Source organism: Rhodococcus sp. CH91 (genome assembly GCF_022554085.1).
GTDB lineage: Bacteria > Actinomycetota > Actinomycetes > Mycobacteriales > Mycobacteriaceae > Rhodococcus.
The window spans coordinates 84,963-99,704 of record NZ_JAKFYR010000007.1 but is presented as its reverse complement, the minus strand read 5'-3'; the positions used below and the strand labels follow the sequence as shown (position 1 = coordinate 99,704).

Sequence of the window (14,742 nt, the reverse complement as noted above, 5' to 3'; positions counted from 1 at the left end):
GTCATGGAGCCCACCGGAGCGAGCACCACCGAGGATCTGCCCGAAACGCTGGAAGTGTGGCCGGGATCGCCGTACCCCCTGGGCGCGACCTACGACGGGGCCGGAACGAACTTCGCACTGTTCTCCGAGATCGCCGAGAAGGTCGAACTGTGTCTCATCTCACGCGAGGGTGTCGAGACACGCATACCTCTGGACGAGGTCGACGGCTACGTCTGGCACGCCTACCTCCCCACGGTCACCCCCGGCCAGCGTTACGGCTACCGCGTGCACGGGCCGTTCGATCCGGAGAACGGCCACCGTTGCGACCCGAGCAAGCTTCTCCTCGATCCGTACGGCAAGGCGTTCGACGGTTCGTTCGACGGTGACCCGTCGCTGTTCTCCTATCCCTTGCCCGGTAGCGAAGCCGAGGCGGAGAACGCTCCGGAGGACGCCGAGCCGGCCGATACGGCACCCGACGGCGACGAGCCCGAGAGGATCGCGACCGGCCAGGCTTCCGGATCCGCCGCCGATCTGCCGGCGCTGGATTCGCTCGGACACACCATGACCACCGTGGTGATCAATCCCTATTTCGACTGGGCGATGGATCGCCATCCCCGGCGGCCCTACAACGAGACGGTCATCTACGAGGCCCACGTCAAGGGCATGACGGCGACGCATCCGGACGTCCCCGAGCACATGCGGGGAACCTACGCCGGGCTCGCCCATCCGGCGATCATCGACCACCTACTCGATCTCGGCGTCACGGCGATCGAACTGATGCCCGTGCACCAGTTCATGCACGACCAGGTGCTGATCGATCAAGGGCTGCGGAACTACTGGGGGTACAACACCTTCGGCTTCTTCGCGCCGCACGCGGACTATTCGTCGTCGAACAAGCCGAGTGCGGTGGTCGCCGAGTTCAAGGCGATGGTGCGCGCGTTCCACGAAGCGGGTATCGAGGTCATCCTCGATGTGGTCTACAACCACACCGCCGAGGGCAACCATCTCGGTCCCACCATCAGTTTCCGCGGCATCGACAACGCCGCCTACTACCGGCTCGTCGACGACGACAAGGCCTACTACATGGACTACACGGGAACGGGCAACAGCCTCAACGCCCGTCACCCGCACACCCTGCAGCTGATCATGGATTCGCTCCGGTACTGGGTCACCGAGATGCACGTCGACGGGTTCCGCTTCGACCTCGCCTCGACCCTGGCGCGCGAACTGCACGACGTCGACCGCTTGTCGGCCTTCTTCGATCTCGTCCAGCAGGACCCGGTGGTCTCGCAGGTCAAGCTCATCGCCGAGCCGTGGGATGTCGGCGAAGGCGGGTACCAGGTCGGTAACTTCCCCGCGCAGTGGACCGAGTGGAACGGCAAGTACCGCGACACGGTCCGCGACTACTGGCGTGGCGAACCGTCGACTCTTGGCGAGTTCGCCTCGCGACTGACCGGCTCGTCCGATCTCTACGAGGACACCGGTCGCAGGCCGGGCGCGTCGATCAACTTCGTCACGGCCCACGACGGCTTCACGCTCGCGGACCTGGTGTCCTACAACGAGAAACACAACGACGCCAACGGTGAGGACAATCGCGACGGCGAGTCGCACAACCGGTCGTGGAACTGCGGCGTGGAAGGCCCGACGGACGACCCCGAGGTCCTGACACTGCGCGCCCGCCAGCAGCGGAACATGCTCGCGACGCTGATCCTGTCGCAAGGCACGCCGATGCTCGCGCACGGTGACGAACTGGGCCGCACGCAGCAGGGCAACAACAACGTCTACTGCCAGGACAACGAGCTGTCGTGGATGGACTGGTCGCTCGCCGAGACGAACGCCGATCTGCTCGCGTTCACGCGCAACGTGATCGCGCTGCGGGCCGAGCACCCGGTCTTCCGGCGGCGGAGGTTCTTCGAAGGTCGGCCGATCCGCAGCGGCGACCAGTCCCGCGACATCGCGTGGAGAACGCCGAGTGGCGACGAGATGACCCCTGAGGACTGGGACAGCGGATTCGGTAAGTCCCTGGCGGTCTTCCTCAACGGATCGAGCATCCCCGAACCGGACCAGCGTGGGCAGCGTGTCGTCGACGACTCGTTCCTGATGTGTTTCAACGCGCATCACGAGCCGCTCGATTTCGTCACCCCCGACGGTCCGCACGCCGAGGAGTGGACGGTCGCGCTCGACACCGACATTCCGCAAGGATTGCGCGAGGAGACGGTCGTCGCCGGTAAACCGGTGCGGGTGGAGGCGCGATCCGTGCTGGTGCTCCGGCGAACCCGGTGACGGCGGGCAGGGTGGAGACATCAGGTGTGACGCACGGCGACCGGGGGAACCCTGCTGCGGTGCTGTCCACCTACCGACTCCAGATGCGCGGCGACGAGTGCACTTTCGCCGACGCCGTGGCCCTGCTCGACTATCTCGACGCTCTCGGCGTCTCGCACGTCTATCTCTCCCCCGTCCTGACGGCCACCGTCGGATCCACACACGGTTACGACGTGGTCGATCCCGGCACGGTCTCCGAGGCGCTCGGGGGACGTGCCGGACTGGAGACATTGTCGCGGGAGGCCCGTGCGCGCGGCATCGGCCTGGTCGTCGACATCGTCCCCAATCATGTGGGGGTGGCCGACCCGTGTCAGAACGCCTGGTGGTGGGATGTGCTGAAGCACGGGCAGCGATCGCGGTTCGCCTCCTTCTTCGACCTCGATCTCGAGCCCGACAACGGGGCCGACGGACGTATCGCACTGCCGGTCCTCGGGTCGGAGGACGACATCCGCGCACTGACCGTCGATCGTTCCGGCGACGAACCGATGCTCGCCTACTACGACAAGCGATTCCCCGTCGCACCCGGCACGGACGAGGGCACCGGCGAGGAGGTCCACGGCCGGCAGGCCTATCGGCTCGTGCCGTGGGATTCCGGGTTGATCGGATACCGGCGATTCTTCACCGTCGACGACCTCGCCGCCGTGCGTGTCGAGGATCCCGACGTCTTCGCCGCGACGCACGAGCAGGTCGCCTCGTGGGTGGCCGACGGTCTGGTCGACGGGATCCGCGTGGACCATCCGGACGGGCTCGCCGATCCGGCCGGCTATCTGGCGCGTCTGCGCGAGCTCGTCGGACCGCAGCGATGGCTCGTGATCGAGAAGATTCTGGGCGACGCCGAGCCGTTGGACGCGACCTTGCCGGTGGACGGCACCACGGGTTACGACGCACTCGGGGAGCTGTCGGCGGTGTTCGTCGACCCGTCCGGGGAAGTGGAACTGAACGCGCTGTCGCGGATCTTCACCGGCTCGGAGGGTGATGGGCCGTGGCTGCATGCGCGCGAGCACGATCTCAAGCGATCGGTGCTCGAGAACGGGCTCTCGCCGGAGGTGCGCAGGCTGCTGCGGGCCGTCCGCCGCGTCACCGGTCCTACGGAGTGCTCCGACGACGCGCTGCGGGAGGCGGTGATCGGCGTGGCCGCGCGACTGCCCGTCTACCGTGCGGATTACGCGCCGTTGCGGACTCTGGTGCCCCGCATCGTCGGCGACCTCGCCCGGGTGAATCCCTCGCTCGAACCCGCCCTGGCGACCTTCGCCCAGGCGATGACGCTGAGCGGTGAGGTGGCGAGCCGCTTCGGGCAGATCTGTGGAGCCGCGACCGCCAAGGCGGTCGAGGACTGCCTGTTCTACCGAGCGGCCCGGCTGATCTCACTGCAGGAGGTGGGCGGGCAGCCCGGCCGGTTGTCCCTCACCCCCGCCGAGTTCCACCTCGCGTGGAGCGGACGGGCACGGCACTGGCCGCGGACGATGACGACCCTGTCGACACACGACACGAAACGCAGCGAGGACGTCCGGGCCCGGATCGGTGTGCTCTCGCAGGTCGCAGAGGACTGGGCTCGCCGGCTCGAGTCGTGGAACGACCGCGCGCCCGCTCCCGACCCGGCTATCGGCCTGTTCCTGTGGCAGACACTGTTCGGAGTCTGGCCGCTCGACGGGGTCGTCACCGCCGAACTGCGCGGACGGATCCACGAGTACTCACGTAAAGCGTTGCGGGAGAACGCTACTCGGTCGACGTGGACCGAGGTGGACGAAGAGTTCGAGGACGCCGTGGCCCGATGGCTCGACACCGTGTGCGAGGGCCCCGTCGCTCGCGATCTCACCGACTTCGTCTCCGCACTCGAACCGCATGTCGCAGCGGTCTCGTGGGGCCAGAAGTTGCTGCAACTGCTGGGTCCGGGGGTTCCCGACGTCTACCAGGGCACCGAACTGTGGGACGACTCCCTCGTCGATCCCGACAATCGGCGCCCGGTCGATTTCGATCTCCGGCGACGCCTGCTGGACGAATCCGATTCGGCACCTACCAAATTCCGGATCGTCCGCACCGCCCTGCAGGTGCGTCGATCGCGGCCGGACAGCTTCGTCGGCAGGGCCTACACCCCGTTGCTCGCGTCCGGCCCGGCCGCCGGGCACCTGCTGGCATTCGCCCGCGGCGCGAACCCCGACACCCTCGATGTCATCGCGTGCGCATCGCGCCACACCGTCTCGCTCTCGCGCACCGGATGGGGCGCCACCGTCCTCGAGCTGCCCGAGGGCCGCTGGACGGACCTGCTGTCGGGAGAGACGTTCTCGGGCCGGGCCGAGGCGGCCGAGCTCTTCGCACGGCTACCCGTCGCCGCGCTCGTGCGCGACCGCGGCCCCGCCTAGCGTCGCCTGCTCACGGCTCGAGCGCGTCGCGGGCGTCCTCCTCGGCGCGGCGCACGCGGGTCCGGCGGCGGTTCCACGCGACCGCGCCCGCGGCGAGGAGGAGTACGAGGGTGGCACCGGTGATTCGTCCGGCCCAGGTCGCGGGATCGTTGTCGAAGGGTTCGCCGCCGAACCGCAGGGAGACGAAGATGCCGGCGATCCCGACGAGGTACAGCCCTGCGGCCGCAAGCCCGCGCGGCCTCCACAGCGTGGCGGTGGCGTAGACGTCGACATCCCGCATCCGCGCATAGAGCAGGGTCGTCACGGACGCCAGGAACCAGACGACGAGGATGCCGAGGGCCGTCCATGCACCCGTCCGGCCGGCGACCCACGGAAGCACCGCGGCTCCCAGCAGAGAGGTCCACGAGAACACCTGGAATCCCACCGCGGAGGCTTCGTTCCACACGTCGCGCTGACGCTCGTCGCGGTAGAAGTCGTCGTCCAGGTCGCCGATGATGCGCGCGGCTCTGAGGAAGATCGTCATGAGAACTCCTTCGTGGTGAGCGGGAACAGGACCTCGACGGTGGTGCCGAGTGTGCGGGCGAGACGCAGCGCAAGGTACACACTGGGGGCGTAATCGCCCTTCTCGGTGGACACGATGCTCTGTCTACTGACGCCGACCGCCTCCCCGAGCGCGGCCTGGGTGAGCCCGGCCTTCTTGCGGAACTCGCGAACCCTGTTGTCCCTCGGTGTACCCGGCACGAAAAAAGTAAACTCTGCTTGTCATCTTATGTCAAGCATTCTTGTCTTTTTCGCCTCGAGCGAACCTACGAAGTTGCGATCCCGCAGCAGTCGAGTGCATGAATGAGATTACTGTTCTCCCAATAGAGAATTTCCTTCTACCACTCGTCGACAGGTTCGGTGCGTACAAGGCTGCGAAATTGGCGGACGCTCGGGAACTTCCGCTCTGCACGTTCCCGCAGCAGGGCGGGGGCACCACGCAGATGCGGCACGGATTCGATCCGTTTCAGCACTTTCCTTGATTTATGTTCTCGAATACGGAAATCTAGTTCTCATCGTGAGCGCCGACGCCGGCAGTACCTTTGCGCAGTCCAGGGAGAGGATCGGATGAACACCGAAGACATGGTGATGATCAGCATCGACGACCACGTGGTCGAACCTGCGGACATCTTCGAGAAGCACTTCCCCAAGAGCCTGATGGACCAGGCTCCCAAACTCACCGCCAACCCACGCAACCCCAATGTGCAGGCCTGGCAGTTCCAGGGCACCGTCGTCGGCAGTTCCGGCCTCAACGCCGTCGTCTCGTGGCCCAAGCACGAGTGGGGCATGGATCCCACCGGCTACGCGGAGATGCGCCCCGCCGTGTACGACATGGACCTGCGCGTGCGCGACATGGATGCCAACGGCACCCTCGCGGCGACACTGTTCGCCACCTTTCCCGGATTCGCCGGCACCCACCTCGCGAGCCTGCCCGACAAGAAACTGTCCCTCGTCGCACTGAAGGCGTTCAACGACTGGGTCGTCGGCGAGGTGCCCGACGCACATCCGGGCCGGTTCATACCGATCGGCATCATCCCGTTCTACGACGCCGAGGAGTCGGTGAAGGAGATCGAGCGCATCGCCGCGATGGGATGCCGCTCGATCAGCATCCCGGAAACGCCCTACGGCGTCGGTGAGGGTTATCCCGACTTCAAGTCGGACCACTGGGATCCGATCTTCAAGGCCTGCGTCGACCACGACATCGTGCTGTCGCTGCACATCGGCGGCGGCATCAACCTGGTCAAGCGGCCTGCGGGTTTCAACATCGACGACATGATGATCCTCACGCCGCTCATCTCGACGATCGCGGCGACCGACATGATGCTCAGCGGCGCGTTCCGGAAGTTCCCCGATCTGAAGGTCGCGATGAGCGAAGGCGGCGTCGGCTGGGTCGCGCCCTGGCTGGACCGCCTCGACCGGCACATCGTCAACCAGTCCTGGACCGGCACGAGTTTCCTCCCCGAGGGCATGAGCCCGACGGACGTGTGGCGTAAGAACTTCCTCGCCTGCTACATCACCGAACCGAGCGGACTGAACAACCGGCATCGCCTCGGCGTCGACACCATCGCGTGGGAGTGTGACTACCCGCACTCGGACTCCACCTGGCCGCACTCCCCCGAGATGCTCAAGAGCGAACTCGATTCCGCCGGATGCACCGACGAGGAGATCGACAAGATCACCTTCGCCAACGCCGCCCGCTTCTTCGGCTGGGATCCCTTCGCACACATCCCGCGTGAACAGGCCACCGTCGGAGCCCTCCGCGCCCGCGCGACCGACGTGGACATCAGCGAAACCTCCAAGGAGGAGTACCGCCGCCGCTACGAGCTCGCCAACTCGTAGCCGCCCGCCCCACACGGGGACACCGACGACGATGCCCGCCGATTCCGATCGGCGGGCATCGTCGTCACGGCCGACTCACACCGGGTCCTTGCGCCACAGCAGCGCATGCAGGCACTCCACCGCCTCGGCGGGTGATTCCACGTCGAGCACACCCGCAGCCGGCATCCGCCAGCCACCGAGGGCGACGACCGGCACCCCGATACGCACCGCGAGCGCGATCTCGCTCATCGTGCCCCAGCTTCCCCCCACCGCGATCAGCGCATCACTGCTGCGCACGAGCAGCGCGTTGCGCATCTCGCCGAGCCCGGTGGGCACAGCGACGGTCAGATAGGGGTTGCCCTCGGCGCGGTCGTCCCCGGGCAGCAGACCGAGCGTGGTACCCCCGGCTTCGACCGCGCCGCGGCAGGCGGCGGCCATGACGCCACCCAGGCCCCCGGTGACCACCACCGCCCGGCGCCCCGCGAGAAGACCCCCGACCTGGCGGGCGATGCGTCGCTGTTCGGGCGTGGCTTCACCCGGACCCACGACCCCGACGTAACGCTGCGCGTTCATGTTCGGCATTGTGCATCATGGAGCGCTCCACAGCGCGCGGTCCGAGAACATCTTTCGGCCCCGGCCCCGGCCCCGGCCCCGGAATCGAGTGAGCGCCTGCTCCCGGCCACCGCGCCGGCCTCACCCCTGTGCGGTCGCAGTGCACCGGAAGGGGGACACTGTGGCCATGAGCAGAGCCGACCGCAGCGCCGACGCCCACCCGGAGTCCCCGTGCCCGTGCGGCCGCGGGCCGTCACTGTCCGAATGCTGCGGACCGCTCCTGGCCGGTCAGAGCGCCCCGACCGCCGAGCGGCTGATGCGCTCGCGGTACACGGCGTTCGCCGTGGGCGACGACAAGCACCTGCTGCGCACCTGGCACCCCTCCACGCGCCCCCGCTCGGTCGACTTCGACCCCGATCAGCGCTGGACCGGACTCGAAGTGCTGCATACGACCGGTGGCGGCTTCCTCCACTCCGCGGGCACGGTGGACTTCCGCGCGCACTGGATCGCAGCCGGCGTCCCCGGATCCATGCGTGAGCACAGCAGGTTCGTACGCGAGCACGGCGACTGGCTCTATCTCGACGATCGCGCCGACGACTGAACCTCTCACCGAGCGGTGCGCCGCAGCAACGTCGCACGCAACGTTCCGGACAACCACTGCCGGTACCGCTCGACATCCCATCCGCAGTCGCGCCGGAGCAGGGCGTGCACCTGCGGGGAACTCAGTGTGAACAGGACGTCGGCCGCGTGTTCGACGGTGACGTCCTCGCGCAGCCAGCCGGCATGTTCGAGTCCTTCGGCGAGAGTGCGGGCGTTCTCGGCCGTGGCCCGCGCATCGTCGGCGGCGAAGCGGCGCATGTCGGGGTCGGCGCCGGAGGACTCGACGGAGGTCATCAGGAGGCCCCCCGCCCGTTCGAGCATCGTGGTTCCGTAGGCGACCAGCTGTTCGACGACCAGGTCGACGTGGGAGACGGTGTCACCGCGTCGTTTCCGTTCCGCCTCCGCAACGCCGGCCGAGTGGGAATCGTCGTTGTCACGGGCGCCGTCCCCTGCGACCGCGTGGTCGAGCGCCTCGCGGAATATCTCGGCCTTGCCTCCCGGGTACGCGGTGAACACGGTGCGCACGGCGACACCGGCCTCCTCGGCGATGTTCTTGACGGTCGTGCTCACATAGCCGTCACGAACGAACAGACGTGCGGCAGCATCGCGGATCGTGGCGCGGGTACGGCGTGCCGCCTCCGCCCTGAGCGGCGAATCGTACCGTCGGCGGTCGCGTTCGGGTTTCGGGTTCACCCCATCAGTATCGAGTGCAGCATCGCTGCAACAAAAGTTGCCTCGCCCGGGAACGGGACTCGGACACGGCATCCGCTGCGTCGCACCGGTCGAGAGGGCATGCTGGTCCGATGCACACCTTCGAGGTCTGGGCTCCGATTCCCTCGTCAGTCCGGCTGTTCGCCGGCGGCACCCTCCACGACATGCAGCGCGACGACCACGGCTGGTGGCGCGCCCACGTCGATGTCTCCCCCGGTGCCCGCTACGGATTCGTGCTCGACGACGACACCGACACCGTGCTCCCCGACCCGCGGTCGCCCCGTCAGCCCGGCGGCGTCCACGAACCCTCCTGCCTCCACGTACTCGACGACACGAAATGGACCGACGACCACTGGACAGGTCGTCAGCTCGCCGGCAGCATCCTCTACGAACTGCATGTCGGTACCTTCACCCCCGAGGGCACCCTCGACTCCGCCATCGGACGCCTCGACGAACTCGTCGACCTCGGAGTCGACTTCGTCGAACTCATGCCGTTGAACGCCTTCAACGGCGAACACGGCTGGGGGTACGACGGAGTGCTCTGGTACGCCGTCCACGAGCCCTACGGCGGGCCCGACGCTCTGCAGCGCTTCGTCGACGCCGCCCATGCGCGCGGACTCGGCGTCGCACTGGACGTGGTCTACAACCACCTCGGGCCCTCGGGGAACTATCTGGGCCGGTTCGCTCCGTATCTCGCCGCAGCACCGGGCATCTGGGGCGACAACATCAATCTCGACGGGCCCGCGTCCGGCGAGGTGCGCCGCTACGTCATCGACAACGCGCTGCGCTGGTTCCGTGACTTCCACATCGACGCACTGCGGCTGGACGCCGTACATGCACTCGTCGATCACACGGCGACGCACATCCTCGAGGAACTGACGGTCGAGACGTTCCGCCTGTCCGCACATCTCGGCCGACCCCTGTCGCTGATCGCCGAATCGGACCTGAACGATCCGCGGCTGATCACTCCCCGGGCCGCCGGCGGATACGGGCTTCAGGCGCAGTGGGCCGACGACGTCCACCACGCGGTCCACGCGGCGGTGTCCGGTGAACGCCAGGGCTACTACGGTGACTTCGGGTCGCTCGACTGCCTCGCATACACCTTGGGACACGGCTTCTTCCACGCCGGTACCTATTCGAGCTTCCGCGGCCGTGTCCACGGGCGCCCGCTCGACGTCCGTCGGACACCCGCGAGCGCGCTCGTCGCATACACCTGCACCCACGATCAGGTCGGTAACCGGGCACTCGGCGACCGGCCGGGCGCCTATCTCGACGCCGGTCAGCTGGCCGTGAAGGCCGCGCTCGTGCTCACCTCCCCGTACACCCCGATGTTGTTCATGGGTGAGGAATGGGGTGCGAGCACCCCCTTCCGCTATTTCACCTCGCATCCCGAGCCGGAACTCGCCGCCGCCGTCGTCGAGGGTCGTCGACGGGAATTCGCCGAGCACGGCTGGAATGCGGGTGATGTGCCCGATCCTCAGGCTCCGGAGACCTTCCTCGGGTCGAAACTGCACTGGGAGGAACGCGAGGCCCGTGGGCACATCCGCCTGCTGGAGTGCTATCGCGCACTGATCGCGCTGCGCCGGGCCCGCCCCGAGCTCACCGACCCGTGGCTCGAACACGTGCACGTGACGTACGACGAGGAGGAGAGATGGATCGTCGTGCACCGCGGCACCCTGCGTGTCGCCTGCAATCTCGGACCCGATCCCGTCACCGTGCCGGTGGGCGGAAGACCGGTGCTGTGGTGGGACGAACCGGTGGTCAACCGCACCGAATCCGCGGTGTTGATCCCCGGCCACTCCTTCGTCGTCCTGGAAAGCCTCGTCGGCAGCCCGGACTAGGTCAGATAGCGGTAGGCGGGAGAGCCGGGCTCGAGTCGCTGTGCGTCGATCGGTGAGGCGTCCATGCGATTGAGCAGGGACGAAAGACCTTCCGCAGCGCCGAGTTCGATGCCCACCAGCGCGGCACCGGTTTCCCGGTTGTTGCGCTTGACGTATTCGAACAGGGTGATGTCGTCGTCCGGCCCGAGAACCTCGTCGAGGAACCGGCGCAAGGCGCCCGGCTCCTGAGGGAAGTCCACCAGGAAATAGTGCTTGAGCCCGCGGTGGACGAGTGAACGCTCGATGATCTCGCCGTAGCGCGAGACGTCGTTGTTGCCGCCCGACACCAGGCACACCACGTTCGCTCCCGGCTGCACCGACACCGACTCGAGCGCCGCCACGGACAGGGCACCGGCAGGCTCGGCGATGATGCCTTCGTTCTGGTACAGCTCGAGCATCGTGGTGCACAGCGCACCCTCGTCGATCTGGGTCATCCCGAAGTGCGCGCGGCCCAGCCCTTCCCGGCGCAGTGTGGCCACGAGGGGCAAGCTCGAATGGGACACGACCTCGGCCCCGAGTTCGGAGACGACCGCATACGGGATGTCGCCGATGCGCTTGACCGCGGCACCGTCGACGAACGGCTCGACCTCGGGCAGCGTCACCGGTCCGCCGGCGACCAGCGCGGCGGTCATGGACGCGGCACCGGACGGCTCCACCCCGACGATCGATGTGCGCGGCGACCGCTCGCGCAGGTACGCGGCGAGGCCTGCGATGAGACCTCCGCCCCCGACCGGAACGAGGAGGACGTCGAGGTCACCGTCGAGTTGCTCGAGGATCTCGCGAGCGATCGTGCCTTGCCCGGCCGCCGTGCGGGCGTCGTCGAAGGGCGGGATCAAGGTCGCACCGGTGCGCGCGGCATCCGCCGCGGCGGCCGCGGCGGCGGCATCGAAGCTGTCGCCGACCCCGATGAGCTCGACACTGTCTCCGCCGTGGACACGGATCCGGTCGCGCTTCTGCTTCGGAGTGCGGGTGGGCACGTAGATGCGGCCCTGGATGCCCATGACGCGGCACGCGTAGGCCACGCCCTGAGCGTGATTGCCGGCACTGGCCGTGACCACGCCCGCAGCGCGCTCTGCCGCGTCGAGCTGCGCCATGGCGTTGTACGCCCCGCGCAGTTTGAACGAGCGCACCCGGGTGAGATCCTCACGCTTGAGGTAGACGTTCGCGCCGACGAGAGCGGACAGGCGGGGGCTGAGCTCGAGCGGCGTCGGTGCGACCGCCTCCGAAATTCGCTCGGCTGCCGCATCGATGTCCGCCGCGCTGGGCACGGTGGTCTCGTGGGTCGGTTCGGCAGCTCGCGCGGTGGAGGTCACCGGTCAATGCTGCCACTTCCCGCTCGGCACCGACAACGCGGACCCCGGACCGCGCCGTCGACGGTGACGGTAGTCCCGGTCTCAGGAGCCGAACTGCGACGGTCTCGGCACGTTCCGAAGGTTCGATTTCGCCATCTGCACGGCCTCGCCCACTCCCCCGTTCATCACGACCTTCGACATCGCCAGCGCGAAGCCCCTGACCTGTTCGCCCGTGATCGTCGGTGGTAGCGACAGCGCCCGCGGATCGGTGACGACGTCGATCAGTGCGGGACCCGGCCGGGAGAAGGCATCCCGCAGTGCGTGCTCCACGTCCGCAGGGTCCTCGACGCGACGCGAGAAGATGCCGAGCGCCTCGGCCACTCGCGCGTAGTCCACGGGCGGTACGTCGACACCGAAATCTGCGAGACCGTCCACCAGCATTTCGAGTTTGACCATGCCGAGCGTCGAGTTGTCGAAGAGCACGATCTTGATGGGCAGCCGGTGCATGACGACGGTGACGAGTTCCCCGAGGAGCATCGCCAGTCCGCCGTCGCCGCTGACGGACACGACCTGACGGTCGGGTGCGGCCGTCTGCGCGCCGATCGCATGCGGCAGTGCGTTGGCCATCGATCCGTGCAACGCCGAGGTCAGGAACCGTCGCCGCCCGTTCGGATTCAGGTATCGGGCCGACCACACATTGCACATCCCGGTGTCGGATGTGAACACTGCGTCGTCGGCAGCGACATCGTCGAGAATCGATGCCACGAATTCGGGATGGATCGGTTTCCGCTGTCCGACCGGTGTGGTGTACGCCCCGACGACCTTCTGCATGAGATTCCGGTGCCGTTCGAGAGTGTGTTCCAGAAACCCGCGATCGGTCTTGCGGTGGATCAGCGGTTGCAGGGCACGCAACGTCGCGGCGGCGTCTCCGTGCACAGCGAGGGCGAGTTCGGTGCGCCGGCCCAGCCGCGCGGCATCCACGTCGATCTGGGCGGTGCGCACGTCCGGGAGGAACTGGTCGTACGGGAAGTCCGTGCCGATGAGGAGCAGCAGGTCCGCGCCGTGCATACCGTCGTGCGCGGCACCGTATCCGAGCAAGCCCGTCATTCCCACGTCGAACGGGTTCTCGTACTGGATCCATTCCTTGCCGCGCAGGCTGTGCCCGACGGGCGCCGCCACCGTATCGGCGAGCGTGAGCAACTCCTCCCGCGCACCCCGGACCCCCTCTCCTGCGAAGATCGCGATCTTGTCGGCCTCGTTGACGGCCTCGGCGAGGGCGTGGACATCGGCAGGATCGGGGACGAGCGTGGGCGCCCCGGTGCGGACCAGCCGCGGGGCGGTGCCCTCCGAGGGCAGGGCCGCGATGTCGCCGGGCAGAATGACCACCGCGACCCCCGGACCGGCCAGGGCATGGGCCATCGCGCTGTGTACGACGCGTGGCGCCTGGGCAGGCGCACTGATCAGTTCGGTGTAGGTCGAGCATTCGACGAACAGCCGATCGGGGTGGGTCTCCTGGAAGTAGCCCGTTCCGATCTGCGTCGACGGGATGTGCGACGCGATGGCCAGTACGGGCGCGCCCGACCGGTGGGCGTCGTAGAGCCCGTTGATCAGATGCAGGTTTCCCGGTCCGCACGAGCCGGCGCACACCGCCGGCTCTCCGGTGATCTGGGCGTCGGCCGCAGCGGCGAACGCGGCCGCCTCCTCGTGGCGCACGTGGATCCAGTCGATGCCACCCCGGGCGGCGCCGCCGGTCCGGCGCACCGCGTCGACCACCGGATTGAGACTGTCACCCACGATGCCGTAGATCCGCCGGACCCCGGCGTCCACGAGCTGAGCGACGAGCTGGTCCGCGACGGTGCGCCCGGCCATCGGTCTATTTCCGTTCGAGGACGAACACCGGGATCGAGCGCTCGGTCTTGGTCTGGTAGTCGGCGTAATCCGGATACGCCTCGACGGCGCGCTCCCACCACAGGGCCTTCTCGTCGCCGTGTACTTCGCGGGCGACCATGTCGTAGACCTCGGTGCCGTCGCGCAGCTCGACGTGCGGGTCTGCGACGACGTTGTAATACCAGACCGGATTCTTCGGCGCGCCTCCGAGGGAGGCGACGACCGCGTAGGTGCCGTCGTGTTCGACCCTCATCAACGGGGTCTTCCGCAGCTTGCCCGTCTTGGCGCCGCGTGTCGTCAGGATCACCACAGGCCTGCCGCCGAGCGTGGTGCCTTCGGTTCCGCCCGAGGACTCGTAGGTCGCGACCTGATCGGCCGCCCACGTCGACGGGCTGGGTTCGTATTCTCCGGTAAGTGGCATGGGTCCAGTGAACACGGTTCGGTGATGCGACACACGTACACCCGAAAGTTCGTTGACCCGAATTCTCGATTGCGCGTAGCCTGAGGAAAGACTTTCCGGACCCGCAGGAGGAGCGATGACGACACTCGACTCGCCGTCACGCGAGGTCGCGCGCGAAGACCACATCGACATCGCCGGCACCGCATGGCCGCTGTACAAGCTCGAGGCCGTCGCGGTCGGGCTCATCGCCCTCCTGGTGCTCTTCCTCGTCACGGGTACCGCGCAGACCGCGGTGCTCACCGCCGCGGCCGCCGCGACCCTCGTGTGGTGGGCGCGGCGGGCCTACTACCTCCGGGGATAGCGGCGGAGCCCCCGGCGACCGGATCCGGCCGCTCCCCCAC

At 67.8% G+C, this 14,742-nt stretch carries 13 protein-coding genes; 6 read left to right on the top strand and 7 right to left on the bottom strand.

Annotation, left to right across the window (positions count from 1 at the left end):
- Positions 1 to 3: 3 nt before the first annotated feature.
- Together glgX and treY are read left to right on the top strand one after the other, a co-directional pair.
- A complete protein-coding gene (gene glgX / locus MOM01_RS14920; protein ID WP_241386201.1) occupies positions 4 to 2,262 on the top strand; it encodes a glycogen debranching protein GlgX in 2,259 nt (752 codons plus the stop codon).
- Between the two features lie 26 nt (positions 2,263 to 2,288).
- Positions 2,289 to 4,661: a malto-oligosyltrehalose synthase gene (gene treY / locus MOM01_RS14915; protein ID WP_308196995.1), complete on the top strand. Its 2,373-nt coding sequence runs from the start codon at positions 2,289 to 2,291 to the stop codon at positions 4,659 to 4,661.
- Between the two features lie 10 nt (positions 4,662 to 4,671).
- Here the strand turns inward: treY and MOM01_RS14910 are convergent, their stop codons facing one another.
- Positions 4,672 to 5,184: a DUF2029 domain-containing protein gene (locus MOM01_RS14910; protein ID WP_241386200.1), complete on the bottom strand. Its 513-nt coding sequence runs from the start codon at positions 5,182 to 5,184 to the stop codon at positions 4,672 to 4,674.
- Positions 5,181 to 5,402, bottom strand: coding sequence for a helix-turn-helix transcriptional regulator (locus tag MOM01_RS14905; RefSeq protein WP_241386199.1), 222 nt, complete (start codon positions 5,400 to 5,402; stop codon positions 5,181 to 5,183). Before MOM01_RS14905 ends, MOM01_RS14910 begins: the two co-directional genes overlap by 4 nt.
- A gap of 366 nt (positions 5,403 to 5,768) precedes the next feature.
- On the opposite strand from MOM01_RS14905, the gene MOM01_RS14900 reads away from it, so the two are divergent.
- Positions 5,769 to 7,040, top strand: a complete 1,272-nt coding sequence (locus tag MOM01_RS14900; protein ID WP_241386198.1) for an amidohydrolase family protein — start codon at positions 5,769 to 5,771, stop codon at positions 7,038 to 7,040.
- Positions 7,041 to 7,115: 75 nt separating this feature from the next.
- Here MOM01_RS14900 and MOM01_RS14895 read toward each other — a convergent pair whose 3' ends face one another.
- Positions 7,116 to 7,601 (bottom strand): TIGR00725 family protein, encoded by a 486-nt coding sequence (locus MOM01_RS14895; protein WP_308196994.1) that lies wholly within the window; start codon positions 7,599 to 7,601, stop codon positions 7,116 to 7,118.
- A gap of 157 nt (positions 7,602 to 7,758) precedes the next feature.
- Here MOM01_RS14895 and MOM01_RS14890 point away from each other — a divergent pair, with 157 nt between their 5' ends.
- Entirely contained in the window at positions 7,759 to 8,172 is a 414-nt protein-coding gene (locus MOM01_RS14890) for a YchJ family protein (protein WP_241386196.1), read from the top strand.
- Positions 8,173 to 8,177: 5 nt separating this feature from the next.
- On the opposite strand, the gene MOM01_RS14885 is transcribed toward MOM01_RS14890, so the two are convergent.
- On the bottom strand, positions 8,178 to 8,864 hold the full coding sequence (locus MOM01_RS14885; RefSeq protein WP_241386195.1) for a TetR/AcrR family transcriptional regulator: 687 nt from the start codon (positions 8,862 to 8,864) through the stop codon (positions 8,178 to 8,180).
- Positions 8,865 to 8,974: 110 nt separating this feature from the next.
- Here MOM01_RS14885 and treZ point away from each other — a divergent pair, with 110 nt between their 5' ends.
- The gene (gene treZ / locus MOM01_RS14880) at positions 8,975 to 10,723 is read left to right on the top strand and encodes a malto-oligosyltrehalose trehalohydrolase (protein ID WP_241386194.1); all 1,749 of its coding nucleotides are present in this window, start codon (positions 8,975 to 8,977) and stop codon (positions 10,721 to 10,723) included.
- On the opposite strand, the gene ilvA is transcribed toward treZ, so the two are convergent.
- The 3 genes from ilvA to MOM01_RS14865 form a co-directional block, all read right to left on the bottom strand.
- Positions 10,720 to 12,075 (bottom strand): threonine ammonia-lyase IlvA, encoded by a 1,356-nt coding sequence (gene ilvA, locus MOM01_RS14875; RefSeq protein WP_241386193.1) that lies wholly within the window; start codon positions 12,073 to 12,075, stop codon positions 10,720 to 10,722. The genes treZ and ilvA overlap by 4 nt on opposite strands.
- Before the next feature lie 81 nt (positions 12,076 to 12,156).
- A complete protein-coding gene (locus MOM01_RS14870; RefSeq protein ID WP_241386192.1) occupies positions 12,157 to 13,923 on the bottom strand; it encodes a pyruvate dehydrogenase in 1,767 nt (588 codons plus the stop codon).
- Between the two features lie 4 nt (positions 13,924 to 13,927).
- Positions 13,928 to 14,362, bottom strand: a complete 435-nt coding sequence (locus MOM01_RS14865; RefSeq protein ID WP_241386191.1) for a nitroreductase family deazaflavin-dependent oxidoreductase — start codon at positions 14,360 to 14,362, stop codon at positions 13,928 to 13,930.
- 115 nt (positions 14,363 to 14,477) lie between these two features.
- Between MOM01_RS14865 and MOM01_RS14860 the strand changes: the two genes are divergently transcribed.
- Positions 14,478 to 14,702, top strand: a complete 225-nt coding sequence (locus tag MOM01_RS14860; RefSeq protein WP_241386190.1) for a hypothetical protein — start codon at positions 14,478 to 14,480, stop codon at positions 14,700 to 14,702.
- Positions 14,703 to 14,742 lie beyond the last annotated feature (40 nt).